27 protein-coding genes and 1 pseudogene are annotated in these 26989 nt (G+C 73.8%); 13 read left to right on the plus strand and 15 right to left on the minus strand.

From position 1 onward, the window contains the following. Positions 1-158: 158 nt before the first annotated feature. From Sdia_RS03700 to Sdia_RS03710, 3 genes and pseudogenes are all read right to left on the minus strand, one after another. Positions 159-527, minus strand: coding sequence for a hypothetical protein (locus tag Sdia_RS03700; protein ID WP_100458201.1), 369 nt, complete (start codon positions 525-527; stop codon positions 159-161). Between the two features lie 238 nt (positions 528-765). Further along, positions 766-1300, minus strand: a pseudogene (locus Sdia_RS03705) (nuclear transport factor 2 family protein). 194 nt (positions 1301-1494) lie between these two features. Next, complete coding sequence (locus Sdia_RS03710; RefSeq protein WP_189500497.1) at positions 1495-2517, minus strand: threonine/serine dehydratase; 1023 nt, start codon at positions 2515-2517, stop codon at positions 1495-1497. 378 nt (positions 2518-2895) lie between these two features. On the opposite strand from Sdia_RS03710, the gene Sdia_RS03715 reads away from it, so the two are divergent. Together Sdia_RS03715 and Sdia_RS03720 are read left to right on the plus strand one after the other, a co-directional pair. Then, positions 2896-3438: a P-loop nucleotide/nucleoside kinase family protein gene (locus tag Sdia_RS03715; protein ID WP_100458203.1), complete on the plus strand. Its 543-nt coding sequence runs from the start codon at positions 2896-2898 to the stop codon at positions 3436-3438. Positions 3439-3920: 482 nt separating this feature from the next. Next, positions 3921-4436 (plus strand): SRPBCC family protein, encoded by a 516-nt coding sequence (locus tag Sdia_RS03720; protein ID WP_100458204.1) that lies wholly within the window; start codon positions 3921-3923, stop codon positions 4434-4436. Positions 4437-4798: 362 nt separating this feature from the next. Here Sdia_RS03720 and Sdia_RS03725 read toward each other — a convergent pair whose 3' ends face one another. Beyond that, entirely contained in the window at positions 4799-5659 is an 861-nt protein-coding gene (locus tag Sdia_RS03725; RefSeq protein ID WP_100458205.1) for an alpha/beta fold hydrolase, read from the minus strand. 89 nt (positions 5660-5748) lie between these two features. Between Sdia_RS03725 and Sdia_RS03730 the strand changes: the two genes are divergently transcribed. After that, entirely contained in the window at positions 5749-6255 is a 507-nt protein-coding gene (locus tag Sdia_RS03730) for a MarR family winged helix-turn-helix transcriptional regulator (protein ID WP_100458206.1), read from the plus strand. Between the two features lie 185 nt (positions 6256-6440). Here the strand turns inward: Sdia_RS03730 and Sdia_RS03735 are convergent, their stop codons facing one another. Then, complete coding sequence (locus tag Sdia_RS03735; protein ID WP_229831592.1) at positions 6441-7703, minus strand: FUSC family protein; 1263 nt, start codon at positions 7701-7703, stop codon at positions 6441-6443. Positions 7704-7892: 189 nt separating this feature from the next. On the opposite strand from Sdia_RS03735, the gene Sdia_RS03740 reads away from it, so the two are divergent. Continuing rightward, a complete protein-coding gene (locus Sdia_RS03740; protein WP_100458207.1) occupies positions 7893-8447 on the plus strand; it encodes a DUF1697 domain-containing protein in 555 nt (184 codons plus the stop codon). Positions 8448-8463: 16 nt separating this feature from the next. Here Sdia_RS03740 and Sdia_RS03745 read toward each other — a convergent pair whose 3' ends face one another. Then, entirely contained in the window at positions 8464-9315 is an 852-nt protein-coding gene (locus Sdia_RS03745) for an SCO6745 family protein (RefSeq protein ID WP_189500500.1), read from the minus strand. Positions 9316-9561: 246 nt separating this feature from the next. Between Sdia_RS03745 and Sdia_RS03750 the strand changes: the two genes are divergently transcribed. Both Sdia_RS03750 and Sdia_RS03755 read left to right on the plus strand, forming a co-directional pair. Beyond that, the gene (locus Sdia_RS03750; protein ID WP_100458208.1) at positions 9562-10161 is read left to right on the plus strand and encodes a TetR/AcrR family transcriptional regulator; all 600 of its coding nucleotides are present in this window, start codon (positions 9562-9564) and stop codon (positions 10159-10161) included. Positions 10162-10709: 548 nt separating this feature from the next. Next, positions 10710-11270: a mycothiol transferase gene (locus tag Sdia_RS03755; protein ID WP_100458209.1), complete on the plus strand. Its 561-nt coding sequence runs from the start codon at positions 10710-10712 to the stop codon at positions 11268-11270. Positions 11271-11300: 30 nt separating this feature from the next. On the opposite strand, the gene Sdia_RS03760 is transcribed toward Sdia_RS03755, so the two are convergent. Both Sdia_RS03760 and gdhA read right to left on the minus strand, forming a co-directional pair. Next, positions 11301-11786: a hypothetical protein gene (locus tag Sdia_RS03760; RefSeq protein WP_100458210.1), complete on the minus strand. Its 486-nt coding sequence runs from the start codon at positions 11784-11786 to the stop codon at positions 11301-11303. A gap of 215 nt (positions 11787-12001) precedes the next feature. Beyond that, complete coding sequence (gdhA, locus tag Sdia_RS03765; protein WP_100458211.1) at positions 12002-13357, minus strand: NADP-specific glutamate dehydrogenase; 1356 nt, start codon at positions 13355-13357, stop codon at positions 12002-12004. Between the two features lie 941 nt (positions 13358-14298). Here gdhA and Sdia_RS03770 point away from each other — a divergent pair. The 5 genes from Sdia_RS03770 (at position 14299) to pstB (ending at position 19189) form a co-directional block, all read left to right on the plus strand. Next, the gene (locus tag Sdia_RS03770; protein WP_115067675.1) at positions 14299-14763 is read left to right on the plus strand and encodes an NUDIX hydrolase; all 465 of its coding nucleotides are present in this window, start codon (positions 14299-14301) and stop codon (positions 14761-14763) included. Positions 14764-14956: 193 nt separating this feature from the next. After that, on the plus strand, positions 14957-16084 hold the full coding sequence (gene pstS / locus Sdia_RS03775; protein ID WP_100458213.1) for a phosphate ABC transporter substrate-binding protein PstS: 1128 nt from the start codon (positions 14957-14959) through the stop codon (positions 16082-16084). A gap of 158 nt (positions 16085-16242) precedes the next feature. Further along, positions 16243-17295, plus strand: a complete 1053-nt coding sequence (gene pstC, locus Sdia_RS03780) for a phosphate ABC transporter permease subunit PstC (protein WP_100458214.1) — start codon at positions 16243-16245, stop codon at positions 17293-17295. Then, positions 17292-18362 (plus strand): phosphate ABC transporter permease PstA, encoded by a 1071-nt coding sequence (pstA, locus tag Sdia_RS03785; protein WP_100458215.1) that lies wholly within the window; start codon positions 17292-17294, stop codon positions 18360-18362. The genes pstC and pstA overlap by 4 nt, the downstream gene beginning before the upstream one ends. Before the next feature lie 50 nt (positions 18363-18412). Beyond that, positions 18413-19189: a phosphate ABC transporter ATP-binding protein PstB gene (gene pstB, locus Sdia_RS03790; RefSeq protein ID WP_100458216.1), complete on the plus strand. Its 777-nt coding sequence runs from the start codon at positions 18413-18415 to the stop codon at positions 19187-19189. 153 nt (positions 19190-19342) lie between these two features. Here pstB and Sdia_RS03795 read toward each other — a convergent pair whose 3' ends face one another. Then, positions 19343-20341 carry an inorganic phosphate transporter gene (locus tag Sdia_RS03795; protein WP_100458217.1) on the minus strand — a complete coding sequence of 333 codons (999 nt, stop codon included), beginning with the start codon at positions 20339-20341 and terminating at the stop codon, positions 19343-19345. A 5-nt stretch (positions 20342-20346) separates the two neighbouring features. After that, the gene (locus Sdia_RS03800) at positions 20347-20967 is read right to left on the minus strand and encodes a DUF47 domain-containing protein (RefSeq protein WP_100458218.1); all 621 of its coding nucleotides are present in this window, start codon (positions 20965-20967) and stop codon (positions 20347-20349) included. A gap of 289 nt (positions 20968-21256) precedes the next feature. On the opposite strand from Sdia_RS03800, the gene Sdia_RS30575 reads away from it, so the two are divergent. Next, entirely contained in the window at positions 21257-21763 is a 507-nt protein-coding gene (locus tag Sdia_RS30575; RefSeq protein WP_100458219.1) for a metal-sensitive transcriptional regulator, read from the plus strand. 47 nt (positions 21764-21810) lie between these two features. On the opposite strand, the gene Sdia_RS03810 is transcribed toward Sdia_RS30575, so the two are convergent. The 5 genes from Sdia_RS03810 to Sdia_RS03830 form a co-directional block, all read right to left on the minus strand. Then, positions 21811-21999, minus strand: coding sequence for a hypothetical protein (locus Sdia_RS03810; RefSeq protein WP_100458220.1), 189 nt, complete (start codon positions 21997-21999; stop codon positions 21811-21813). Between the two features lie 153 nt (positions 22000-22152). Continuing rightward, positions 22153-22917, minus strand: a complete 765-nt coding sequence (locus Sdia_RS03815; protein WP_115067674.1) for an SDR family NAD(P)-dependent oxidoreductase — start codon at positions 22915-22917, stop codon at positions 22153-22155. 80 nt (positions 22918-22997) lie between these two features. Then, positions 22998-23582, minus strand: coding sequence for a TetR/AcrR family transcriptional regulator (locus Sdia_RS03820; protein ID WP_100458222.1), 585 nt, complete (start codon positions 23580-23582; stop codon positions 22998-23000). Between the two features lie 325 nt (positions 23583-23907). Continuing rightward, complete coding sequence (locus Sdia_RS03825) at positions 23908-24666, minus strand: phosphatase PAP2 family protein (protein WP_100458224.1); 759 nt, start codon at positions 24664-24666, stop codon at positions 23908-23910. A gap of 297 nt (positions 24667-24963) precedes the next feature. Next, positions 24964-26241 carry an NlpC/P60 family protein gene (locus Sdia_RS03830; protein ID WP_229831593.1) on the minus strand — a complete coding sequence of 426 codons (1278 nt, stop codon included), beginning with the start codon at positions 26239-26241 and terminating at the stop codon, positions 24964-24966. Between the two features lie 188 nt (positions 26242-26429). On the opposite strand from Sdia_RS03830, the gene Sdia_RS03835 reads away from it, so the two are divergent. Then, positions 26430-26936, plus strand: a complete 507-nt coding sequence (locus tag Sdia_RS03835; RefSeq protein WP_115067671.1) for an FBP domain-containing protein — start codon at positions 26430-26432, stop codon at positions 26934-26936. The last annotated feature ends 53 nt before the right edge of the window (positions 26937-26989 follow it).

The following is a 26989-nucleotide window of genomic DNA, read 5'->3' on the forward strand; positions in this document are numbered from 1 at the left end:
CCGGACAGGGACGGGCGCCCCCTGCCGACCGTACGCCTCCACCCTGGCCGGGGCGCGCGGAGCCGGGCGCCGGAGCGCGGCCGAGGAGGGACGCCGACGCGGGTGCCGGCGAGGTGTGGGACCCCTCCCGCCCGGCCTGATCCGGCGGTCCGGACACCTCAGCCCCGGTCGGTGATCTCCGGCGCGTACACCGTGCCGAGCGGTTCGGGACCGACGTACCGCTGGCAGTTGCAGGGGCGCTCCTCGAACCTCACCGGCTTGCGGTCGGCGTCCCACTCGACCGGGGCCTCGACCCGCTCGTGGCAGGTGCCCTGCTTGTCGTGTTTGGCGAGGTGGTGCGTGCAGCCGCAGACGGGCTCCGGCGGGCGGCTCGCCGCGTCGAGGGCGCGCTGCCGCTCGGTCTCGGCGCGTTGCAGTTCCAGTCTGCGGGTGTGCCGGGCCTTGAGGGCACTCCGTACGCTCTCGCCGATCCAGCTTCCGCCGCCCAGCAGCATGAACGCCAGGCCCCACCACATCCAGCCGCTCATGGAACGACTCCCCCCTGTGTCATCCTTCCGCATGGTACGCGCACGCCCCGGCCGCCCACGAGGCGTACGCGCCGACCTTCCGGGCGCACCTCGGCGACCGGCCCAGGCATGGAAGTCCCGGATGGCCGAGGGGAGTTCGCCGGTCCTCGCCGATCGGGAGCAGGGCGCGGGCGGGGCGCCCGGCTCCACCCCGCCCGCGTTGTCCACCACTTGTGGACGGGGGCCACGGGGCACGCGGTCAGGCGCCACCGGATCCGGCGAGACGGTCACCGGCCGCGAGACGGTCGGTGGGTCCGCCGAGACGGTCGGTGGGTCCGCCGAGACGGTCGGTGGGTCCGGCGAAAGGCGAGGAAGAGGTTCCGACGGGCGAGCAGCCACCGCCCGTCGGCCCGCCGGAAGGTGTCCTCGTAGTGCCCGACCTGGACAGGCGGCCGCGCGGGGACCGGGTCCGCGGTGTGGCCGTCGACGCGGTAGGTCTGGAAGTAGCTGGTGGCCCTGGCGAGGGCCGGGGAGGCGACCGTCACGAGGATGTTGCTCGCCACCCGCCGCGAGAGCCGGTCGGCGGGACGCCCGTCGAAGTACGCCCGCAGCGCCGCCCTGCCCTCGATCCGGCGCTCCCCGGCCGCCCACTCCCACACCCCGTCCTCGGTGAACAGCTCGGCGGCCTCCCCCGGTTCCCCGAGGTCGAGCCGCCGCCCGAACTCCACGATCAGCCGTTCACAGGCCCGCTCGGCGAGCATCCGCCCGACGCCGTCCGTCAGTTCCGTCTCCATGAGCCCTTCCTACCGGCCGGGGACGGTCCGGGCGACGGATTATTCGGCGGACTGACGGGCCAGGGACGGGAGTTGGGCGCCACGCACTGCGGCCCCGGGCTCCTCGGCGCATGGCGGGAGTCAGCACGCCCCCTCCGGCCCGGCGGCCACCGGGGCCGCCACGGTGTCGGCCTGAGCGGGGGCGGCTCGGAAAGTCAGAGCGTGGCCGGGTCGGTGTTGGCGCCGCACAGGACGACGCAGACGGTTTCGTCGGGGGCGGGGACGTAGCCGTTGCCGGGGGCCGGGTCGGTGAGGGCGGCGAGGGCGGTGGCGGCGCCGTGTTCGACGGCGAAGCGGTGTTCCTCCCAGAGGGTGCGGCGGGCCTCCTCCACGGCCTCGTCGGAGACCAGGACCGAGCGTGCGCCCTCGTGCCGGGCCGCGGCGAAGGCCAGTACGCCCGCGCGGCGGGCGCCCAGCGAGTCGGCGGCGACGGAGTCCACGGCCACGTCGACCGGCTCCCCGGCGGCCAGCGCGGCGTGCAGGGCCCGGGTGCCCGTCGGCTCGACGGCGACGGTCTTCAGGCCGTGGTGACGGGCGGCGGTGGCGACACCGGCGAACAGCCCGCCGCCACCCACGGCGACCACGAGCGTGTCCAGGGCGGGAAGCCGGCGCCGGATCTCGTCGACGAGAGTGCCCGCCCCGGCCGCGATGAGCGGGTGGTCGTAGGCGTGGCTGGGGAGCGCGCCGGACTCGGCCGCGTACGTCTCGCAGGCGGCCAGCGCCTCGGCGTACTCGCTGCCGGTCAGCCGCACCTCGGCGCCGTACTTCCGCAGCCGGTCGACCTTGACGGCGGGGGCGGTGGCCGGGAGGAAGACGGTCGCCCGGACGCCGTGGGCGCGGGCCGCCCAGGCGCAGGCGAGCCCGGCGTTGCCCCCGGAGGCGATGGTGACCCCGGCCTCCGACAGGGTCCCGGCCTCGCGGTGGGCGGCGACGAAGTTGGCGGCGCCCCGGGCCTTGAAGCTCCCGGTGTGCTGGGCGAATTCGAGCGCGGCGTGGACCCGGCCGGGCCGCCCCGGGCCGGAGGAGCCGAGGTCGAGCGGGGCGACGGCGACGGGCCGCACCTGGCCCGCGATCCGCTCGGCGGCGGCCTTGACGTCGTCGTGGCTGAGGGCGTGGGACACGGCGCGGCTCCGGGGTGCGGTACGGGCGGGGCGGACGCGCGGGGCGTCGTACGCCATGGTGCCCCACCCCGTTCCCGGCGCTCGTCCCTCAGCCGTCATCGGGGCCGACGCGGGGCCTGGTACCGAGGTGGGCTCCGGGCTCGCGGAGCGGGGCGGAGCCGGGGCCGGGGCCGGGGCCGGGGCCGCTGGACGGTTCCGGGGCCTCGGAGCGCCACACGCCGGGCCCGCTCCCCGCGCCGGTCCTCTCCGGCCTCGCGCACCCGCCGCCTTCGGCCGGCCGGCCCGCACCGGGACGCGCGGACGTCGGGGCGGGTCTCCCGCCGCCTCGGTGCCCGCCCCGCCCGCGCCCGCCGCCGGCGCCGGGACAGGGACCGGTCTGCGCCAAGCCGCTCCCGCCGCCTCCCGGGGAAGCCCAAGAGCACGTAAAGTCGCGGGGTGATCATCTGGCTGAATGGCACGTTCGGAGCGGGGAAGACCACCACGGCCGGGGAGTTGACCACCCGGATACGCGACTCCCGGGTCCTCGACACCGAGAGGATCGGGGAGATGCTCGGGCACGTACTGGGGGCACCGGAGGGGGACTTCCAGGACCTCCCGCCCTGGCGCGGGCTGGTCGTGGAGACCGCCCGCCAGGTCCTGGACCACGTCGGGGGGACGCTGGTCGTCACGCAGACGGTGCTGGTCGAGCCGTACTGGCAGGAGATCCGCGCGGGCCTGGCGAAGGCCGGGGTCCCCGTGCACCACTTCCTGCTCCACACCGACCCGGACACCCTGGTCCACCGCATCGCCTCCGACACCGCGCCCGAGAGCGCCGCCGGCCGCCAGTGGCGCCTGGACCACCTCCCCCACTACCAGCAGGCCCTGCCGTGGCTGTACCGCGAGGCCGAGGTCATCGACACCACCGAGCTGACCCCCGACCTGGTCGCCGAGGTCGTCGCCTCCCGGGTGTGGCCGCACGGGGACGGGCTGTACCGGTAGGACGCGGCCGGCGCCGGAGCTGGGCGCTCGCGGCTGTTTCCGCCCGCCCGTCGTGACCCGGCCGGAACGCCGGTGGGGCCGGGCCCTGACGGAGGGCCCGGCCGGTTTCTCAGGGCCGCACGCCCCGGACGACGGACGACTTCTCCCAGCCGGGATCCAGGAATCCGGTCATCGGCAGTACCTCCAACTCGCACCGGCGAAGTGAACGCTACGGCTCAGAGTCTCCCCCCTCGACGGGGCTCTCCGTAAGCCGATTCCGGAGGTGCGCGGACTTGGCATAGTCCACGAACACGACCAGGCGGGGACGGTGCCGGACGCCATACGGCGGCTACGGCACACCACGCTCTCCGGGGCCGCTCCGGCTGCCGTTCCGGGCCGCCCCGTTCGGGTGAAACGGGCCCCGCCCGCCCCGCGCGGCAGGGCAGCCGGACTAGACAGACGGGGACGCGCCGACGCCGTACCGACCCCTTCCAGGAGAGCCCGTGCCGACCGGACCCCAGCACGACCGGCCCCAGCAGCGCGGACGGCAACTCCGGCCGGTCCTGCCGGCCCCGCGGCGACAGCGCGTCGAGGCGCGCGCCGACCGCACCATGGACCGCCCGGCCGCCGCCGTCTGGCGGGAGATCGCCGACTTCCCCGCGCTGGCCGCCTGGCACCCGGGCATCGCCTCCAGCACCGCCCACCCCGACGATCCGTACCTGCGCGAGCTGGTCACCACCGACGGCACCCGGCTCACCGAGACACTCCTGAGCAGCGACGACACCCGGATGATCCAGGAGTACGCCTTCACCAGCCACCCCTTCCCGGCCGTCGATCACCGGGGGCGCATCGAGGTCCGCCCCGAGGGGGGCACCCGCTGCTCGGTCACCTGGACGGCCACCTTCCGCCCCCTGGGCCCCGACGGGGCCGCCTTGGCCGCCCAGTTCGAGGACGGCGTGTTCGAGCCGGGGCTGGAGGCGCTGGCCACCCGCGGCCGGGACGTGCCGGACAGGTCCTAGGTGTATTGATCATGAGCGTTGTCAACGCTGGTGGCTTGATCAGTACACCTGTGTTGACCCGCAGCGTTGTTGACGCGGCTGATCGGTGGCCGGCCTCCGAGTGCGGTGTGGCAGCGGTGGTGGTCGTAGGTGTGCAGGAAGTCTGCCAGGGCCCGGTCGCGTACCGCGTCGGAGCGGGCGCGGGGCCCGCACGGGGAGGACGGGGACACCCGGGCGCGGAGCCGGCCCCGACGAGGCGAGTCTCCGAGGGAGCGGGCAAGGCCGGGACGCGCCGGGACGGCGGATGCCGTCCGGCTGCCGGCGAGCAGCTGAGCCAGGGCACCGGAACGCCCGCGGGCGAAGGCGGACGGGCACGCGAGGGCCTACTGCGCGGCCGCCGCCTCCCGCAGGAACTCCTCCACCACCCGCACGAACTCCTCCGGCCGCTCCATCGGCGCGAAGTGCCCGGCGTCCGGCAGGGAGACGGCGCGGCCCCCTGGCGCGGACGAGGCCACGTGCTGTGCCTGGGCGATGAGTTCGGGCAGGTCGAGGGCGCCGTGGACGGCGAGGACCGGGACGGTGAGGTCGGCGGCGCGCCCCGGCAGGTCGGCGACCGGGACGTGGTGGTCGGGCTCGTCCGGGGAGTGCTTGCCGAGCGTACGCGTCCCGGCGGCCCGCAGCCGTGCCAGCAGTTCGAGCCCCACGTCCGCCGGCTGACGGTCCGGACCGACGGCCCAGTACGCGAAGTGCTCGGCCCAGCCGGGCAGGTCCCCGGCGGCGAGGGCGGCCTGCTGCCGGGCCGCGTGCTCCACCGCCCACGGGGTCCGCAGGTCGGCGTTGCGCCCGGTGCCGCCGCCGCTGACGACCAGGGCGCGGACGAGCCCGGGGTGCTCCAGTGCGGTGGAGACGGCGATGTCGGCGCCCATGGAACAGCCGATCAGTACGGCGGGGCCGGTGCCGAGGTGCCGGAGCAGGGCGGCCAGGTCGTCGGCCTGCCGGAAGGGGCGCGAGGCGTTGGCGGAGGCTCCGTGGCCGCGCGCGTCCGGGGCGATGACGCGGTGGCGGCCGGCCAGCAGCGGCACGACCTCGCTCCACAGCGTGTGGTCGGTCAAGCCCGGGTGCAGCAGGACGAGAGCGGGGGCGGACTCGCCGGTCGGCGGGGCCCCGGTGTCGAGGTGGGCGAGGTCGCCGTCGCCGGAGGCGAAGAGCGCGGGAGAGCCGTCGTACTGCGTGTTTCGCGTCATGACAACCAAGGTGTCATGAGAGAGATATTTTGACAACTGGGTTGTCATTTTGGGTTCCGGCCGGCTCTCGTCGGTGCCACCATGACCAGGTGACCGACTCCCCCCGCCCCGCCTCCGCCGACCCCCTGCCGCCCGAACAGCTCGCCGACCGCCTGATGGAGGTCTTCGCCCTGGTCGGACCCCTGTACCGGCGGGTGCAGCGCAAGATCGAGCAGGACAACGCCGCCCAGGGTGTCTCGGCCGGCGTCCGCGCCGTCCTCGACCTGCTGCACACCCACGGCGACCTGACCGTCCCGCAGATGGGCCGGCTCCAGTCGATCAGCCGCCAGTTCGTCCAGCGGATGACCAACGAGGCCGCCGCCCGCGACTGGGTCACCACCCTCCCGAACCCCGCCCACCAGCGCTCCCCCCTGGTCCACCTCACCGGCACCGGCCGCGCCGCCATCGAGGCCATCACCCACCGCGAGAAGGCGATGCTCGCCCAGATCCCCGGCGGCATCACCGACGCCGAGGTGGACGCGTGCCTGCGGGTACTGGGGCGGATGGTGGCGGGGTTCGCCGAGGTCGAGCAGGCAGGCGCGGGGACGACGGACTGACCCGCCGCGCCCGCCGCGCCCTGTTCGACCGGGCCGTCGTCGCCCACGGCGGGCGTACGCCGGCGGCTGGGGCGACCTCACCACCGCCACGGTCGCCGGCCTCCTCGGCCGCCCGCCGCGCGGCGTGGCCGGCTTCGCCCGCGCCCACGCCGCGGCGCTCATCCCGCCCGCCGGCGGCTGAGAGCTCACTCCGCCTCCGCCCGCCGCAGCCGCTTCGCCACCGCCTGCCGCGCCCCGCGCCACTTCTTCCACACCCAGCGCTGGGCGCGGGCCAGGCGGGGGTAGCGGTCGCGCTGGCGGCGGGCGGAACGGTCGAGTTCCTCGGCCAGGCGCATCGAACGCTTCTCCACGTCCAGTTCGTCGAGGACGCGGTCGATGTCGGTGAGCAGGGCGCCGTGCAACTGCCACTGGCGGGGGTGCTCCTGGACGTGTTCGAGGAGGAGGGTGGCGACGTGTTCCCGGCTGGTGCGGGCCGCCGACAACTCCGTGAGCAGGAAGGTCTCGGCCTCGTCGGCGTCCTTGCTGACCTGGGCCGTGATGAGGACGGCGAAGCTGTCGATGGCCCCGGCCATGTTGATGAAGACGTCCTGGAGCGCGGTCGCCGTCTCCTCGGGGAAGAGCGACTCGTCGGCGCGTTCGCGGGCCAGGTCGGTGAGGGTGCGGGCGGTCACCCGCAGCACCACCGCGATGATCTCCAGGGTGTCCAGGCCGGTGCGCAGCACCACCCGGGAGAGCAGGCCCTCGCGGACCCGCGGGTTGAAGCGGAGGCTGTCCACCGCGCGGTCGAGGGACTCGTCGACCTCGGCGATGTCGTGGTTCAGGTCGCGCGCCTCGTGGAGCCGGGCGGCGGCCCGCTCGACCGGGGTGTGGCCCGCCACCTCCTCCCCGATGTCGACCAGCAGGTCCTTCATCCGCGAGGCCAGGTCCTCGATGGACTCGCTCGCCGAGGAGACCCAGACGGGCGGCACGAAGACGAAGTTGAAGAGCAGGCCGACCCCGGCACCGACCAGTGTCTCCAGGACCCGGGAGAGGGCGAGGTCGGTGGCGTGCGAGACGCCGAGGACCAGCATGGCCGAGATGGCGACCTCGCGGACGAACTCCTCCACCCGCACCAGGTGGCCCAGTGCCAGCGCCGTGATGATCAGCAGCCCGAGGCTCCACCAGCTCAGCCCGACCAGCGCACTGAAGCCGACCGCGATCAGCACGCCCGCCACCACGGCGTTGACCCGGCGGATGCCGCTGGTGAGGGTGGCGAAGAGGGTGACCTGGACGACGAGCAGAGCGGTCAGCGGCGCGAGCAGCGGCGGCGGCCTGTTCCCCAGCAGCCACACCGCCACCACGTAGGCGAAGGTCGCGGCGGCGGCGGAGCGGACCGTCTGCATGATGGTCGGGCTGTTGCGCCACCGGTTGAGTGCCGCCAACGGTCGGTAGGAACGGAGAGGGCGCATCCCGTACGTCTTCCCGCCCCGGACCGCCCCGGTCTTCGGCCACTCGGGTGGAACGGGATGCGGCCAGGTGGGGCGGGGACGGGCACGTGGTACTCACTCCGGTGGCCGGTACGCGCGCCGGCCTGTCGGCACGTCACGGCCTGTACGGAACTCGCCCCGCCGCCGCCCGCGCCTCCCTAGGCTGCCCGCATGACGACTTCCCAGCGCTACGCCGCCCTGTTGCGCGGCATCAACGTCGGCGGCCACAAGAAGGTCCCCATGGCCGAGCTGCGGGCCCTGCTCACCGAGCTGGGCCACGGTGACGTGCGGACCCACCTGCAGAGCGGCAACGCCGCCTTCACCAGCGCCGGCACCGACCCGGACGCCCTCGCCGCCCAGCTCGCCGAAGCCCTGCGTGAGCGCTTCGGCTTCGAGGTGGGCGTCCTCGTCCGCGACCACGCCTACCTCCAGGCGCTCATCGACGCCTGCCCCTTCCCGGCGGCCGAGTTGGAGGCGAAGCAGTTGCACATCACCTACCTGTCCCGCTCCGTCACCCCGGACGAACTCACCCGGCTCGACGCGGCCTCCTTCCTCCCCGAGGAGTACCGCCCGGGCGACCGCGCCCTCTACCTGCACACCCCCGAGGGCCTCGGCCGCTCCCGCCTCGCCGACCCCCTCTCCCGGGCCATCCCGGCCTCGGCCGGCCCCGCCACCACCCGCAACTGGAACACGGTCGTCAAGCTGGCGGAACTGACGGGGGTTTGAGCGCCGGGCGCGCCGGTCAGACCTTGCCGATGCCCAGCGTGTTCTCGGCCGGGAGCAGGCCCGAGGCGATGGCCGCCAGCCAGAGCGGCTCCAGGGCCGTGACCAGCCGGCCGCGTTCGGCGTCGGTCAGCGCGCGCCAGGGTGCCGCCGCCAGTGCGTCGGTGCGCCGCTCGACCGCGCCGCGCAGGGCCCGGCCCGCCTCGGTGGCCGCACCGTCCGCGTCGACCAGGCCGCGCGCCACCAGCCGGCCCCGGGCCGCCGCCCACTCGGCGGGGCTCCAGCCCCGGCTCGCGAACACCTCCGCCGGTGCGGCGCCCACCGCCGCGAAGGAGACCAGCGACTCGACCGGATCGAGCCCGGCCTCCCGCAGCGCGGCCAGGTGCCCGTCGCCCCGGTACTCGCGGAGCACGGTCGCCGCCTGCCACAGGGCGGCGGCCGGTTCGCGCGGCCAGGGGAGGGCCGCGTTGGCCGCGCCGAGCGGGCCGCCGGCGCCCTCGGCCCCGGCCGACCCGGCCGCCTCGGCGACCCGGCGGGCCAGGACGGCGGCCTCCGTGACGCCGGGTCCGTGCGCGTCAGGGCCGAGGAGCCCCGCGTACGTCCGGCGGACCGCGCGGTCCCGTGCCGTCAGCACCGCGTCCGGTGCCGCCACCCGCCAGCTCGCGGGGACGTGACGGCGGACCGTGCCGGGGCTGAAGCTGTGGAACGCGGCGGTCACCTCCTCGGCGCCCACCGGCCCCAGCGGGGCCGCCCGCCACGCGAAGTACGAGGGCCAGCGCTCGGCCGTGTCGTAGCCGAGCGCCGCCGCCTCCTCGAACGCCTCGGGGGCGTAGTAGAGGACCGCGTGCAACGGCTCCAGGAGGTGCCACATGCGCCGGGCCGCGCCTCGCTCGCCGTCGCCCACCCCCACCCCCGCGCTCGCACCGTTCGTCGTCCCGCCTGCCATGCCGCCCCACCCTCTCCGTCGCTCCTCCGCCGGGCCCCGCCCGGCCGCGTCCGGCCGTCCGGCCGCCCAGCCGCCCAGCCATCTAGTCACCGACTAGATCTGGACGTGGAGCCAGACTGCGCCCCACCCCCAGAACTTGTCAATGCCTAGATGGCGCGTACGCTCCCTTCCATGACCACCGAGCGCGCCGACCGCACCTACCACCACGGCGACCTGCGACGGGCCGTCCTCGCCGCCGCCGAGGAGGTGATCCGGACCGAGGGGCCGCACGCCCTCTCCCTGCGCGACCTCGCCCGCCGCGCCGGTGTCTCGCACGCCGCCCCCGCCCACCACTTCAAGGACCGCACGGGCCTGCTCACCGCCTTCGCCACCGAGGGCTGGGCCCTCTTCGCGGCCGCTCTCCAGGCCGCCCCCGACCTCCGCGAACGCGGCGTCGCCCACGTCCGGTTCGCCCGCGAGCACCCGGCCCACTTCCAGGTCATGTTCCAGCCCGCCCTGCTCCGCGCCGACGACCCCGCCCTGCGCGCGGCCACCGAGGAGGCGGCCGCGGCCCTGCGGGCGGGCGTCGCCGGCCTCCCGACCGCCCGGCAGACCTCCGCCACCGCGCCCCACCCCCGCCTCGCCGGCGTCGCGGCCTGGTCCCTGGCCCACGGTTTCGCCTCCCTCCTCCTCACGGGCAACCTCGGCGACGCCCTGGAGGGCCGCGCCCCGGAGGACGCCTTCCGCGAGGTGGCGGCCATGCTCTTCGGCCCGCCGGCGTCCGGCGCCTGACCTCACGTCACCCCTGATGACGGCCCGCCTGAGGCTGAGGAGGGCGGCGGGCAGCCGGCGCGGAGGGACGGGAACGGGAACCGCCGGCCCGGGCCGGCCGGCCGCCGAGCGCCACCGGGCCCGACCGGCGCTCGGCGGCCCGGAGAGGCCGAAGGCGCGGGCACGGCCCGGGCGTACCGGCGCGCCGCGAGCGACGGCCCGAAAGGGACGGCGCCCCGGGGCGGAGCCGCGTCGGCGCTCCCGGCCCGCCGCCCGTTCCCGAGGCCGGGGTGCCCGCCGCCGGGGCAGGTGCCCGCCGCCGACGCGCACCCACGCCGCGCCCCGGCTACCGGCGGTGGAGGCCCGGCACCGGCCTTCGGTGCCGCGGAGTTGCTCGCGCCGACCCCTCGCCCGGACGGCCGCGGGCTGCCTGGCCGTCCTGGCCGCCGTCCGGCACCGCCGCTTCCGTGAGGGGACGGCGCGTCGGCGGGCTGCCCCCCGCGCCCGCCGCGCGAGGCCGTGACGGAACTCGGTGGCGGCCCCGCCCCATGCCGCCCCACCATGGGCCCATGAGCGAAGCATCCGCACGCTGGACCCGCGCCACCGTCTTCCCGGACATGTGGGTGGACCCCGACGACGACCCGCGTGAGAACGACGGCCCGGGCCCCGAGGGCGAGTTGGCCACCCTCCAGGACTTCCTGGCGGGTTACCGCCTCACCCTGCGCATGAAGTGCGAGGGCCTCGACGCCGAACAGCTCGCCCGCCGCTCGGTCCCGCCGTCCACCATGTCCCTGCTCGGCCTGGTCCGGCACCTGGCCGAGGTCGAGCGGGACTGGCGGGGCTGGCTGGACGAGGGCGAGCGGGAGCCGAAGCTGTACGGCGAGCGCGACGCCGATTTCCTCGGCGCCGTGGGCGACCCGGCCGAGGTCGAGGCCGCCTTCGCCGCGCTGGAACGGGAACAGGCGGCGACCGACGCCGCCCTCGCCGCCCACCCGGACCTCGGGGCGCGGGTCGGCGGGGACGGCATCGCCGTCCGCGAGCTGCTGGTCCACCGCGTCGACGAGTACGCCCGCCACTGCGGCCACGCCGACCTGCTGCGGGAACGCGTGGACGGGCGAGTGGGGCAGTAGCGGGCGGGAGCGGACCCGGTGCGGAACCGGTCAGAGGGGTGTCTCTCCGTCGACCACCGCGATCGACCAGCGCACGTCCGGGCTCGCGGGGCGCACCGTCAGGGTCTGCCGTTCGGGGTCCGTGTGGACGACCCCGACGGTGCTCGGGTTCCCGCAGGAGACCTCGGTCGGGCGCGGGTCGGTACCGAACTCCAGCCGCAGCTTCTCCTTGCCGGTGCAGCTGACGTACACCGTGAAGGCGTCCTCCCCGGGCGTGAAGGCGGGCAGCCGCCGCGGGCCCGTCCCCGTCCGGGCGGGTATGAGGTGCTCGGCCTTCGCGGGCACCCCCAGGTCTGCCGGCTCCGGGCCGGGGAGCCGCCGGGGCGCGGCGGCGCCCGGCGGGCCGGAGGCGGCCGCACCCGCCCGGGACGGCCCCGGCGACCCGCTCCCCTCGTCGGTGCCACCGCTCGCGCAGGCGGACGACAGCAGCATCAGGGCGGTGACGGCGACCGCCCGTACGCACGGAGGTCTTCTCATGGGCATCTCCCGGGAAGCGGGGTCCGGCCGGGAGCGGCCGGACCCCGGTGGCGCCGGTCCGCACCCGATCACCGTCGCGTCCCGAGGAGAACGGCGTGGTCCGGTCTTCGCGGGTGTGCCGCCCCGCCGACACCGGCCGGGCGGCACACCCGCTCCGTTCCCATCCTCCGCTCCCCCGCTCCGTGGCGGTACCCCCGGTGCGGCCCGGGCCCGGCTCAGATGACGCCCTGCTCCACCATCGCGCTCACCACGCGCTCGAAGCCGGCGATGTTGGCGCCCGCCACGTAGTCGCCGGGGCTGCCGTAGCGGTCGGCGGTCTCGTGGCAGGTGTCGTGGATGGCGGTCATGATCGCGGCCAGCTCGTCCTCGACGCGGGCGGCGGGCCAGGTGGTGCGGGCGTGGTTCTGGCTCATCTCCAGGGCGCTGACCGCCACGCCGCCGGCGTTGGCCGCCTTGCCGGGGCCGAAGGCGACACCGGCCTGCTGGAGGAGGTGGACGGCCTCGGGGGTGGTGGGCATGTTGGCGCCCTCGGAGACCGCCTTGACGCCGTTGCGGATCAGGGTGGTGGCGTCTGCCTCGGTCAGCTCGTTCTGGGTGGCGGAGGGGAGGGCGACGTCGGCGGGGACGTCCCAGACGCTGCCGCCCGCCACGAAGTGGGCGCAGGCGCCGCGCCGCTCGGCGTAGTCGGCGACGCGTCCGCGCTCGACCTCCTTGATCTGCTGGAGCAGTTCGAGGTCGATGCCCTTCTCGTCCACGACGTAGCCGCTGGAGTCGGAGCAGGTCAGGGCGTTGGCGCCGAGGGCGGTGAGCTTCTCGATGGTGTAGAGGGCGACGTTGCCGGAGCCGGAGACGACGGCGGTCTGGCCCTCCAGGTCCTCGCCGCGCTCGCGCAGCATGGCGGCGGTGAACAGGACGTTCCCGTAGCCCGTGGCCTCCGGCCGGATCGCCGAGCCGCCGTACAGGGGGCCCTTGCCGGTGAGGACACCGGCCTCCCAGCGGTTGGTGATCCGCCGGTACTGGCCGAAGAGGTAGCCGATCTCGCGGGCGCCGACGCCGATGTCCCCGGCGGGCACGTCGGTGTGCTCGCCGATGTGCCGCTGGAGCTCGGTCATGAAGGACTGGCAGAACCGCATGACCTCGGCGTCCGAGCGGCCGTGCGGGTCGAAGTCGCTGCCGCCCTTGCCGCCGCCGATGCCGAGCCCGGTCAGCGCGTTCTTGAAGATCTGCTCGAAGCCGAGGAACTTGACGATGCCGAGGTTGACCGACGGGTGGAAGCGCAGGCCGCCTTTGTACGGGCCGAGCGCGCTGTTGAACTCGATCCGGAAGCCCCGGTTGACGTGGACGCGCCCCCGGTCGTCCTGCCACGGGACCCGGAAGATGATCTGCCGCTCGGGCTCGACCAGCCGCTCGATCAGGCCGGGCTCGGCGTACTCGGGCCGGGCGGCCAGTACCGGAGCGAGGCTCTCCAGGACTTCGCGGACGGCCTGGTGGAACTCCGGCTCGGCCGGGTTGCGGCGCTCGGTCTCGGCGAGGAGCGAGGCGAGCTGGTCCTTGGTGTCGATACGGGTCACCGGGGGTCCCTTCTGGCGCGGGGTGCCGGTCGCGGGGACCGGGACGGGTCGCCGGGCGTCGGCGGGCGGACGCCACCGGGCGTACCGGCACGCGCGCACCGGTACGCCCGGTGGGGGTGCGTCGGCGCCATTGCCTCGCACAGTGCTGGGGTCGCCGTCCGGCGCGACCGCGTACGGCGTACCGGGGAGGACGGGGGCCCACTCTGACCCTAAGTGTTACGGACGGGTTAAGAGCCTGGCCAGACCGCCCCCACTTTTGACCACCCTATGAGACACGTATGGCCACATTATCCCTTGTCCCGGCCGGTCGGCGACGCGGGGCCAGGCTCTTCCGGCCACCACCGGGCAGGACGCCGGGCGGTCCGCAGAAGCGCCCCGGACCGGCACCGCCCGGACCGGCACACCCGGCCGGACCCCCTCCGCCGGCTGCGCGCCCGCAGGCCCGGACAAGGTCACGAGGTGCACCACGGGGGCGGCCCCGGCCCCGCGGCACGCCGGCGGTACGCGTCCGGGAGCCGGCGGCCCGGCGGGCGCCCGGCCGCCGGGGAGGAGCGGGCGGGCTCGTGCACACCCGGCCGGTCTCGCCACCCGCCACGGGGGAGCCCGCCGCGACACCCCGCGCGCCCCGCCGAGGACGGCCCGCGCGGTCAGTGCCTGCCACCCCACCGGGGCGTCGCGGCGTCCGTCTCCGCGACCACCTCCGGCGGCCCCTCCCAGCGCCTCCGCCGGGGGCCTCCGTGCCCCGCACCGTGGCCCCGCGCGGACCGGGGCCACGCCCGCGTCCCGCCGTCCGTACTCATCCACCGGTCCGGGCAGGCCGGCGGCCGGGGTACCGCGGGCCCGCCCACGTCCTCCCCCATCCGGACCAGCCCGCGCGGCCGATCCCCGGCCGAGCGGCCCGGGTGGCCCTCGCCCCCGCCCGGCCTCGGCACACTGGTGCCATGTCCGATGCCAAGCCCGTCCCGATCGAGGCCGCCGGCTGCGTGCTGTGGCGGCCCGCGCCCGGACCGGGAGGCGGCCCTTCGGCCATCTGCCTGGTCCACCGCCCCCGGTACGGGGACTGGTCGCACCCCAAGGGGAAGCTGGAGCCCGGTGAGCAGCCGCTGGCCGCCGCCGTCCGCGAGGTCCGCGAGGAGACCGGGCAGGACTGCCTGCCGGGCGCGCCCCTGCCCACCCTCCGCTACGAGGCCGGCGGACGCCTCAAGGTGGTCCGGTACTGGGCCGCCGAGGCGACCGGAGGAACGTTCACGCCGAACCACGAGATCGACGCCGTCCGCTGGCTGCCGCCCGACGAGGCCGTCGCCCTCCTCACCCAGCCACGCGACCGCGACCTGGTAGCCGAACTCCTCCGCCTGCTCGGGCCACCGGGCCCCGCCGGCCCCACCGGCCCGCCGGCCCTCCCCTGACCGGGCCACGGGCCCGACGCGACTCTCGCGCCGGGCCCCGCCCGCGCCCGGGGGAACCAGTCCGACAGGGGAGGTTCACCCCCCGTTCACCCCCGTCGGCAGACGGCGTCACCTGATCTGCCTAATTTCGGCCTTACGCGAGCGAGCCGCGAGCACCGCGGACTCGGACGGTTTCTGGAAGGAATCCCCGACAGTGAAGCTTCAGCGCAAGAACAGGGCCCGCGCCCTGACCCTCGGTGCACTCGCCCTGTCCGGCGCCCTGGCGCTGACGGCCTGCGGCTCGGACGACACGGGCGGCACCACCGGCGGCAGCGGCGAGGCGAGCGCCTCCGCGGCCGACGTCGAGTGCGGCAAGGGCGGTCAGCTCCTCGCCTCCGGCTCCAGCGCGCAGAAGAACGCGATGGACGTCTGGATCAAGAACTACCGGGCCGCCTGCCCGGACACCCAGATCAACTACAAGCCCGACGGCTCCGGCGCCGGCGTCACCGCCTTCCTCCAGGGACAGACCGCGTTCGCGGGCTCCGACTCGGCGCTCAAGCCCGAGGAGATCGAGAAGTCCGCCGAGGTCTGCAAGGACAGTCAGGCCATCGACCTGCCGATGCTCGGCGGTCCGATCGCGCTCGGCTACAACGTCCCCGGCGTCGACAAGCTGAACCTGGACGCGGCCACCCTCGCCGACATCTTCAACGACAAGATCACCACCTGGGACGACGAGGCGATCAAGAAGCTCAACCCCGACGCCGAGCTGCCCGACACCAAGATCCAGGCGTTCCACCGCTCCGACGAGTCCGGCACCACCGACAACTTCACCAAGTACCTGAAGGCCGCCGCGCCCAAGAACTGGCCGCACGAGCCGGGCAAGGCGTGGGAGGCCAAGGGCGGCCAGTCCGCGCAGGGCTCCTCGGGCGTCGCCCAGCAGGTGAAGCAGACCGCCGGCGCCATCTCGTACTTCGAGCTGTCCTACGCCACCGACGGCATCAAGACCGTCGACCTGGACACCGGCGCGGGCACCCCGGTCGAGGCCACCGTCGACAACGCCTCGAAGGCCATCTCCGAGGCCAAGGTCGTCGGCCAGGGCAAGGACCTCGCCCTGGAGCTGGCCTACGACACCAAAGCCGAGGGCGCCTACCCGATCACGCTGGTGACCTACGAGATCGCCTGCGAGAAGGGCAACAAGGCCGAGACCCTGGACGCCACCAAGTCCTTCCTCGGCTACATCGCCAGCGAGGACGGCCAGAACCTCCTGAAGAAGGACGGTTACGCGCCGCTTCCCGCCGAGATCGCCGAGAAGGTCCGCACCACCATCGCCGACCTGGGCTGACGCCCGCCGCGGGCCGGGCGGCCCCTGACCGGGACGCCCGGCCCGCGCGCCTCCGGCGAGCAGTGACCCCCCATCCGCTCGATTCCGGTGCACCGCCGCCACCAGGGCACGAGACCCGGCCACCGCCGGCGCCTCGCGCCCGCAGACCGGAGAAATAGATGGACATGTCCATACACACCCCACCGGGAACAGGGACCCCGCACGACCAGGGATCCGACGCCCGGCACGCCCCTGAAGGGGGAACGCCGCCGCGGCGGCGGGACCCCGCCCCGGCCCCCCGCCGGGCCGTCACCCACCTCGGCGACCGGGTCTTCCGCGGACTGTCCCGGGGCTCCGGCATCACCCTGCTGGTGATCATGGCGGCCATCGCCGTCTTCCTCACCTACCGCGCGGTCGGCGTCCTCGCGGTCAACGACGGCAACTTCCTCACGTCGTTCGAGTGGAACGCCAACGACAACCCGCCGGACTTCGGCATCGCCGTGCTGGTCTACGGCACGATCGTCAGCTCGGTCATCGCCATGGTCGTCGCCGTACCCGTCGCGGTCGGCATCGCGCTGTTCATCTCGCACTACGCGCCCCGGCGCCTGGCGACCCCGCTCGCCTACGTCATCGACCTGCTGGCCGCGGTCCCCTCGATCGTCTACGGCCTGTGGGGCGCCCTCGTCCTCGTCCCGCACCTCGGCGGGCTCTACGAGTGGTTCGACGACTTCTTCGGCTGGACGGGCGTCCTGTCCTACCAGGGCGGCGCGGCCCGCTCCCTGTTCACCGTCGGCATCCTGCTGGCGATCATGATCCTGCCGATCGTCACCAACGTCAGCCGCGAGGTCTTCCTCCAGGCGCCGAAGATGCACGAGGAGGCCGCGCTCGCACTCGGCGCCACCCGGTGGGAGGTCATCCGCATGTCGGTGCTGCCCTTCGGCCGTTCCGGCATCATCTCCGCCTCCATGCTCGGCCTGGGCCGCGCGCTGGGCGAGACCATGGCCGTCGCCACGGTGCTCTCCCCCAGCTTCACGATCATCGTGAGCCTGCTCGATCCGGGCGGCGGCACCTTCGCGCAGAACATCGCCAGCAAGTTCAGCGAGGCCAGTGAGCAGGGCCGCGACGCGCTCATCGCCTCCGGCCTGGTCCTGTTCGTCATCACCCTGCTGGTCAACGGCGCCGCCCGGGCGATCATCGCCCGCCGCAAGGAGTACTCGGGGGCCAACGCATGAGCACCGCGACCACCACCCGCCCCGCGCCGGGCGGCCCCGCCCCCCGGCTCAGCTCCGCGCGGCTGCCGCGCTGGACGCCCTGGGTCGTCGCCCTCGGCTCCGTCGCCGCCGGCTGCGCGGTGGGCCTCGCCGCCGGACTCAGCAGCAAGGTCCAGTGGGGCCTCATCGCCGGCCTGCTGTTCGTCGCCGCCAACTTCGCCCTGACCGCCCGCGTCGAGGGCCGCCGCCAGGCCAAGGACCGCCTCGCCACCAGCCTCGTCTGGGGCGCTTTCGTCCTCTCCCTGGTCCCGCTCCTCTCCCTGCTGTGGGTCACCGTCGAGCGGGGCCTGAAGGTCCTCGACGGCTACTTCCTCGGCCACTCGATGGGCGTGATCGGCGACGCCGAGACCGGCGGAGGCATCTACCACGCGATCATCGGCACCCTGGAGCAGGTCGGCCTCGCCACCGTGATGGCGGTCCCGATCGGCCTGCTCACCGCGGTCTACCTGGTCGAGTACGGCACCGGACGGCTCGCCAAGGCGGTCACGTTCTTCGTGGACGTCATGACCGGCATCCCCTCGATCGTCGCGGGCCTGTTCATCTTCAGCTCCTGGATCATGATCCTGGGCTTCCAGCCGTCCGGCTTCGCCGGTGCGCTCGCCCTCGCGATCCTGATGATGCCGGTGGTGGTCCGCTCCACCGAGGAGATGCTGAAGCTCGTCCCGAACGAACTGCGCGAGGCCTCGCTGGCGCTGGGCGTCCCGAAGTGGCGCACCATCCTCAAGGTGGTGCTGCCCACCTCGGTCGGCGGCATCACCACCGGCGTCATGCTCGCCGTGGCCCGCGTCGCCGGCGAGACGGCCCCGGTGCTCCTGCTGGTGTGGGGCAACCCCCTCATCAACATGAACCCCTTCGAACAGGGCCAGTCCTCGCTGCCGCTCTACGTGTACCAGCAGTACGCGGCGGGCCAGACGGCCTCGATCGACCGCGCCTGGGCGGCGGCCCTCGTCCTGATCGCCTTCGTCATGGTCCTGAACCTGGCGGCCCGCGGCATCGCCCGCTGGAAGGCCCCGAAGACCGGCCGCTGAGGCCACGACAACCGGCTCCGTCCGCGGGGCCACCGGAAGTGTGAGTAAAGATGGCCAAGCGAATCGACGTCAGCGGCCTGACCGCCTACTACGGCTCCCACAAGGCGATCGAGGACATCTCGATGACCGTGGAGCCCCGCTCCGTGACCGCCTTCATCGGCCCGTCCGGCTGCGGCAAGTCCACCTACCTGCGCACCCTCAACCGCATGCACGAGGTCACCCCCGGCGGCCGCGTGGAGGGCAAGGTGATGCTGGACGACGAGGACCTGTACGGCTCCTCCGTCGACCCCGTCGCGGTCCGCCGCACCATCGGCATGGTCTTCCAGCGCCCCAACCCCTTCCCCACCATGTCGATCTTCGACAACGTGGCGGCCGGTCTGCGCCTCAACGGCAGGACCAGGAAGGCCGACCTCTCCGACGTGGTCGAGAAGTCCCTGCGCGGCGCCAACCTCTGGAACGAGGTCAAGGACCGCCTGAACAAGCCCGGCTCCGGCCTCTCCGGCGGCCAGCAGCAGCGGCTGTGCATCGCCCGCGCCATCGCGGTCGAGCCGCAGGTCCTGCTGATGGACGAGCCCTGCTCGGCGCTGGACCCGATCTCCACCCTCGCCATCGAGGACCTGATCGGGGAGCTGAAGGAGCGGTTCACCATCGTCATCGTCACCCACAACATGCAGCAGGCGGCCCGCGTCTCCGACCGCACCGCCTTCTTCAACCTGGAGGGCGTCGGCCGCCCCGGCAAGCTCGTCGAGATGGACGAGACCGAGCGGATCTTCTCCAACCCGTCCGTCCAGGACACCGAGGACTACATCTCCGGCCGCTTCGGCTGACCCGACCCCCCGCGGTGCTGCATGGCGGTGCCACCGCGGGGACCCGCCCGGCACGGCCCGGCGGGGGTACGCGAACGGGCCCGCGCCCCTCTCCCAGGGGTGCGGGCCCGTTCGCGTACGGCGGCGGGCGCCCGCCCGGCGTGCGGCGGACCGCTACAGGAAGGCGAAGTTCACCGCGTAGAAGCAGACCGCGGCGACCAGGGCGGCGGCCGGCATGGTGATGAACCAGCCGAGGATGATGTTCTTGGCGACGCCCCAGCGGACCGCGTTGACCCGCTTCGTGGCGCCCACGCCCATGATCGCGGAGGTGATCACGTGGGTGGTCGAGATGGGCGCGTGGAACATGAAGGCCGAGGCGAACATGATCGAGGCACCGGTGGTCTCGGCGGCGAATCCCTGCGGCGGGTCCAGCTCGATGATCTTCCGGCCCAGCGTCCGCATGATGCGCCAGCCGCCCGCGTAGGTACCGGCCGAGAGCATCAGGGCGCAGGCGATCTTGACCCAGATCGGGATCTCGTCGCCGGCCTGCTGGACGTCGGCGATGACCAGGGCCATCACCACGATGCCCATGGTCTTCTGCGCGTCCTGGAGACCGTGGCCGAGCGCCATACCGGCCGCCGAGACGGTCTGCGCGATGCGGAAGCCGCGCTTGGCCTTGTGCGGGTTGGTCCGCCGGAACAGCCACATGATCAGCGCCATCACCAGGTAACCGGCGACGAGGCCGACCACCGGTGACAGGAACATCGGGATGACGATCTTGTCGAGGACACCGGTCCAGATGACGCCGATGCCCCCGGCCAGGGCAGCGCCGACCATGCCGCCGAACAGGGCGTGCGAGGAGGACGACGGGAGACCGAAGTACCAGGTGATGAGGTTCCAGACGATGGCGCCGACCAGCGCGGCGAAGAGAATCCACATTCCCTTGTCGCCGTGGGGCGTCTCGATGAGCCCCTCACTGACGGTCTTCGCGACGCCCTGTCCGAGGAAGGCGCCCGCGAGGTTCATGACGGCGGCCATGGCAAGCGCCGCCCGGGGCGTGAGGGCCCGGGTGGAGACCGAGGTGGCGATGGCGTTCGCCGAGTCGTGGAAGCCGTTCGTATAGGTGAAGCCGAGCGCGACGGCGATCGTCACGACCAGCGCAAACGTGTCCACGAGGTTCAGGACTCCTTGACCGCGATGGTCTCCACGGTGTTGGCGACGTGCTCGAACGCGTCGGCCGCCTCCTCCAGCACATCGACGATCTCCTTGAGCTTCAGCACCTCGATGGCGTCGTACTTGCCGTTGAAGAGGTGGGCGAGAAGCTTGCGGTGGATCTGGTCCGCCTGGTTCTCCAGCCGGTTGACCTCGATCCAGTACTCCGTGAGGTTCTGCATCGTGCGGAGGTTCGGCATCGCCTCGGCGGTCAGCTCGGCGGCGCGGGAGATCACCTCGATCTGCATGTCGACGCCCTTGGGCAGCTCGTCGATCTGGTACAGCACGACCAGGTCGACGGCCTCCTCCATGAAGTCCATGATGTCGTCGAGGGACGAGGCCAGGGAGTAGATGTCCTCCCGGTCGAACGGGGTGATGAAGGAGGAGTTGAGCTGGTGGAAGATCGCGTGGGTCGCGTCGTCCCCGGCGTGCTCCGCCGCCCGCATCCGCTCCGCGATCTCGGCCCGAGCGGCGGGGTCCGCCCCGAGCAGTTCCATCAGGAGCTTGGAGCCCGTGACAATGTTGTCCGCGGATGCGGCGAACATGTCGTAGAAGCTCGTCTCCCTGGGGGTCAGACGAAAGCGCACGTGGGGTCCTCGGGGTGCTCTGGATTCGGTCAGGGTGATGCTAGGCGCATCATCCGGCCACGGCTAACCGGCAGCCCCTCAGTGTTGCCTATCCCGCACCACGCACGGCCCGACCGCCCCTGCCACGGCAGGACGGCGAAAGGCGAAGTTCGGTACCATATACCCGCCTGGGGTATATGCGAGGGCCATTCCGGCTGGTTCCGGACAACCGTCCGGCTCCAGGCCGACGATACGACTTCTCACTTCCGTACCCCGCCCCGCCCCCCGACACCCCCTCCAGGAGGACGCGATGACGACCACCGAGGCCGGAGCCCCGACCCCCGCCGCCCCCTCCGCCGACCAGCAGGGGACCACGGCCGGCGACAAGCCGGACACGCAGGCGCACCAGGGGGCGGACGTGACGAACGAGACAGCCGGGTCCGTCGAGCCGCAGGAGGTCGCCGAGGCCGCCGGGACCGCCGACACCACCGAGGTGCCGGGCAGCGGCGAGATCGTCACCGACCACGACCGGGGCATCCACGGCTACCACCACAACAAGGCCGAGCACCTCAAACGCCTGCGCCGCATCGAGGGGCAGATCCGGGGGCTCCAGCGGCTGGTGGAGGAGGACGTCTACTGCATCGACATACTCACGCAGGTCTCCGCCAGCACCAAGGGCCTCCAGTCCTTCGCCCTCCAGCTCCTGGAGGAGCACCTGCGCCACTGCGTCGCCGACGCCGCCGTCAAGGGAGGCGACGAGATCGACGCCAAGGTGGAGGAGGCCACGAAGGCCATCGCCCGCCTGCTCCGCACCTGACACTCCGGCGGTGCGGGACACCCCCCGGGGGCCGGGGACGGGGTCGGCTACTCCTCGCCCCAGCACCCCGCGCCGACCGGCACCCGGGCCTCCCGCACCCGCAGCACCTCATCGATCACGGCGAAGCTCAGCCGCTCCCCGGCAGCGGTCGACGCGACGATCATCAGCTCGCCGCACAGCTCTATCTCCGCGAGCGCCACGGCGTCCTGCACGCCGCCCGAGCGCATCCCGCCCATCCGCTCCCGCCCCTTCCCACGCCGCCGGCCGATCCTCCAGCGTAGGCAGGGCCCTTGTGCCCGCACATGACACAGAGGGGCCATTTCCCTCATGCCCCGTTGGGGTCAAGGGGGCGGGCCACACGGCCGTCCCCGCCCGCCCCGCCCACCGGCTCAGGCGGCGGCGCCTCCATCCACCACGAGGTCCGCGCCGACCACGGAGGCGGCTTCGGGCGAGGCCAGGTACAGGACGGCTGCCGCGATCTCGGCGGTGGCGGAGACCCGCCCCAGCGGGGAGTCCTTCTCCATACGGGTGGCGCGGGCGGTGTCGCCCTCGCCGGGGCGCAGGGACATGGGAGTGGCGGACGGCCCCGGGCTCACCGCGTTGATGCGGACCCCGTCGGCGATGTGGTCCAGCGCGGCGGCGCGGGTCAGGGCGGAGACGCCCGCCTTGGTGGCGACGTACCCGGCGAGCCCGGGGACGCGGCGGTGGGCGCCGAGGTTGGAGGCGAGGTTGACGATCACGCCGCCGGTGGCCTGCTCGCGCATCAGGGCGATCTCGGCCTGGAGGCTGAACAGCACCCCGGTGAGGTTGATGTCGACCAGGCTGCGCCAGTCCTCCTCGGAGAGGTCGGCCACCGGCCCGCCGCCCCGTAGGACCCCGGCGTTGTTGACGGCCACGTCGAGGCTGCCGAAGCGTGTGACGGTGCGGTCGACCAGCGCCCTGACCTCCTCGGAGCGGGACACGTCGGCGGTGAACGCGGCCGCCGTGCCGCCCCCCTGCCCGATCAGGGCGACCGTCTCGTCCAGCGGTGCGGCGGTGCGCCCGGCGGCGACCACCGAGGCTCCCTCGGCGGCGAACGCGAGAGCGACGGCCCGGCCGATGCCGGAGCCCGCGCCGGTGACGAGGACGGTCCTGCCCGTGAAGTGTGCGGTCATGGCGATGACTCCCCCTAGTTTTTGACCGAGCATTCCATTAAGAGCTCAGAATCGGGCCCCGCGAGCACGGGCGGGGCCCGTCAGTCCAGCAACCGCAGCGCCTGCTCGGCGGCGTCCCGCACCCGGCCCGGTTCGTCCGACGCCTTGCCGACCACCCGCAGCCCCTGCATCAGCACCAGCAGCGTCCGGGCGAGGGCCCGGGGGGCGCGGTCGGCGGGCAGCTCCCCCTGGGCCTGGGCCCGGACCAGCGCCGAGTGCAGCAGCGTCTCGACGTGGGACCAGCTCGCCTCCACCCGGCGGGCGGCCGCGGGGTCCCGCGCGCCCAGTTCGGCGGCGGTGTTGGTGACGAAGCATCCGTCAGCGCGGTGCTCGCCCGAACTCGCCTCGGCCGCGAACCGCCGCACCACCGCCCGTACGGCCGGCAGCGCGGGACCCGGCTGGGACAGCTCCCCCAGCAGCCCCGGGTCCCGGCCCTCGCTGTACCGGTCCAGCGCCTTCAGATACAGCTCGCGCTTGTTGCCGAAGGTGGCGTAGATGCTGGCACGCCCGATGCCGAGGTGGGTGACGAGGTCCGCCACCGAGGTCGCCTCGTAGCCCTGGCGCCAGAACAGCTCAAGGGCTGACTGGAGGGCGGCGTCCGGGTCGAATTCCTTGGTTCTGGCCACGTCCGGACCCTAGGAGATTCGAGAACGATCGGTCAAGCATGGCCCGAGGCGCACCGCGCCCGGAGGAACAGGGCACCGGCACTTGAGGCCCGGCCCCGGACGAGTACCGTGGAAGTCGTGGCAGAGCCGACAGCACCCCCCGCGCCCCACCTCACCACCACCGTGGAGAAGGGGCGCTTCTGTACCGCGCACTGCACCTGCGGGTGGCGGGGACCGGCGCGCAGAGCCCGGTCGAAGGCGCGGTCGGACGCCGAGGGCCATGTGGCGAACGGAGACGGGCTGAACCCCGTCGCGGCGGCCTGAGCCGTCCGGCCGGGCAGCCCGTTCAGGCGGCCAGGTCCCGGTCCCGGCGGCGGCTGACCGAGACGGCGCCGGACTCCTGGCGCACCCCGTCCCCCTGCCGTTCCCGGCCCCCCTCCCGCTCCTCCTCCACCGGCACGGCCTCGTCCCGGGGGCCCTTCGGGGACCAGACCAGGCGGCCCGCCTTCGCCGAGCGGGCGATGAGCTTGGTGAGCGGGGTGAGGAGGGCCGAAGCCGGCGGGGAGAGGAGGAGGGCGACCGCGGTGCCGAGGGCGAGGCCGCCGATCACGTCGGTGGGGTAGTGGACGCCCAGGTAGACGCGGCTGAGGCCGAGCAGGACGGCGAGGGCGATGCCGACCAGGCCCGCCCGCCGGTGCGCGATGAACAGGCCGACCGCGAGCGCCATCGCCAGCGTGGCGTGGTCGCTGACGAAGGAGAAGTCGGTCGTGCCGCCGATCAGTTCCTCGACACCCCGGTGCTGCTCGGCCGGCCTCGGGCGGCCGACGAAGCCCCGGATCGGGATGTTCACCAACAGGGCGGCCCCCGCGGCGAGCGGCGCCCAGACGACGGCGGCGACGGCCCCCGCGGCCTCCTCGCGGTCGGGCGTGCGACGCACCCGCCACCAGGTCCACAGCGTCAGCAGGACGACGGCGAGGACCAGTCCGTACACCCCGGCGAACGAGACGACGCGGTCGACCCAGTCGGGGGAGGTGGCGGCGAGGCCGTTGATGTCGTAGAGCAGACCCACGTCAGGGTTCGACCCGGTGGTCTCCAGTCCAGCCATCGCGGTGCGGCCCCTTGTCTGCTCGCCTGCCGGCACACCTTGACGTGTGCCTCTTCTGCCTTCGCAACCCCCGTGGTCCGAAGTGACGGCTCCGCCACCACCGTGGTGACGGTCCGTCCGGTGCGTGCTGCTGCGTGGTCAGTGCGGCGTGCTGCCCCCGACCAGGAAACGCCCGTGGGCCCACGGGCCGTTCCACCCTCCACGGAACGATCACCCTCCTGTTATCGAAGAGAGATCCATCCTCGCAGCTCAGAGAAGGAATCTGACACAGAGTTCAAGCCACCTTACCGTGCGCGTTCAGGACGTGAGGGCCCTTGACACAGCGGGTTCCCCGGCCTGGTCCGTACGGCCCTCGGCCTCGGCCCGGCGAGCCCCCCGCTCATCGGCCGCCTCACCGGCCGTCCCGTCCGGGGAGCCGTCCGCATCGCCGCCGGAGGTCTCGTCGGAGGACTCGCCCGCACCCTCGTCGCCCGCCTCGTCGCCCGCCTCGTCCTGCCGCCCGTCAGCGGGCTCCTCCGCCTGCTCGTCCGGCTTCCCCTCAGGCTTCCCGTCCGGCCCGTTCTCCGGCTCCTCGGCGGGGGCGGTCGGCAGGGCCTCGGCGCCGTCCGCCGTGACGCGGGTGGCACCGAAGTAGTCGGGGGTGTCGATCCGGGTGAAGCGGATGACGGCCCCGGTGCGGGGCGCGTCGATCATGTAGCCGCCGCCCACGTAGATCCCGACGTGGCGGATGGCGCGCGAGTTGGTGAGGTCGTCGGAGAAGAAGACGAGGTCACCGGGGAGCAGCTCCTTCCGCGAGGGATGCGGCCCGGCGTTGTACTGGTCGTTGGCGACGCGCGGCAGCTCGATCCCCGCCTTGCGGTACGCCGCCTGGGTCAGCCCCGAGCAGTCGAACCGGCCGCCCTGCTCGGCGGTGCCCGTCCCGCCCCACAGATAGGGCGTCCCCAGCTTCTGCTGGGCGTAGTTGATGGCGATGGCCGCCTGCTTGGACGGCTCGACCCGGGTCACCGGCCGGGCGAAGCTCTTGGAGAGGTCGGTGATGGTCTTCACGTAGTTCTGCGTCTCGCTGTACGGCGGCACGCCCCCGTACTTGATGACGGCGTACGGCCCGGCGTTGTAGGCGGCGAGCATGTTGTGCGTCGGGTCGCCGGGGGCGTCCTTGACGTACTTGGCGAGTTCGCAGTCGTAGTAGGCGGCCGAGGGGATCGCGTCGCGCGGGTCCCAGACGTCGCGCACGCCGTCCTTGTTGCCGTCGATGCCGTGGGTCGCCCACGTGCCGGGGATGAACTGCGCGATGCCCTGCGCGGCGGCCGGGCTCTGCGCCTTCGGGTCGAAGCCGCTCTCCTGGTAGAGCTGGGCGGCGAGCAGGGCCGGGTTGATCGCGGGGCAGAGGTTGCCCCATTTCTGCACGAGGTCCTGGTACTGCGCCGGTACGGCCCCCTTGGCCAGCCCCACCGCTCCACCCGCGGTCCCGCCCGCCATCGACCCGGCGGCGGCCAGCGTGCCGACGAAGAGCAGCGCGACGAACCCGAGGCACGTCGTGATCCCGATCCCGCCCACCACCAGAACCTTCTTCACGCCCCCAGGGTCCCCCATCGCGGCCGGAAGCGAACAGATTTCCCGCACACATGACGCAGACCACGCCGGTACGGCCGGTATGTGACGCCCGATCAGCGCCCGCGCCCCCGCCGCCTCGTACGCAAGCGCGTCCGGCACGCGGAAAACTGCGTGCACCGCCCACTCACCGCGCCCTAAGGTCGTCCCCCGTGGACCCGCTGACCGAGAAACAGATCCGTGCGTCGTTCGTCAACAGCACGAAGGGAGAGGCCGCGCGCCTGCGCCTCCCGCTCGACTTCGCCGAGCTGCCCTGGACCGACCTCGACTTCCTCGGCTGGGTCGACCCCGGCGCGCCGCTCCGCGCCCACCTCGTCGTGCCGGGCGCCGACGAGAAGCCGCTCGGCGTCTCCCTGCGCGTCCCGGCCCTCGGCCGCACCAGCGCCATGAAGTCGAGCCTGTGCCAGGTCTGCCTGACGGCCCATGCCTCCTCCGGCGTCAGTCTCTTCACCGCTCCGCTGGCCGGACAGCGCGGCCGCCAGGGCAACACCGTCGGCATCTACCTCTGCGCCGACCTCGCCTGCCCCCTCTACGTACGCGGCAAGCGGCAGCCCCAGCTCCGCTCCGGCCGCCAGGAGGAGTCCCTGACCACCGAGGAGCGCGTCACCCGCCTGAGGACCAACCTGGACGCCTTCACGGCGAAGGTGGTCGACGGGTAGGGCTCCGCACGCGGCCGTCGAAGCCGGGGAACCCGGCGGCGTCCGCCACCACC

The organism is Streptomyces diastaticus subsp. diastaticus (assembly GCF_011170125.1).
In the GTDB taxonomy this organism is placed as follows: Bacteria; Actinomycetota; Actinomycetes; order Streptomycetales; family Streptomycetaceae; genus Streptomyces; species Streptomyces diastaticus.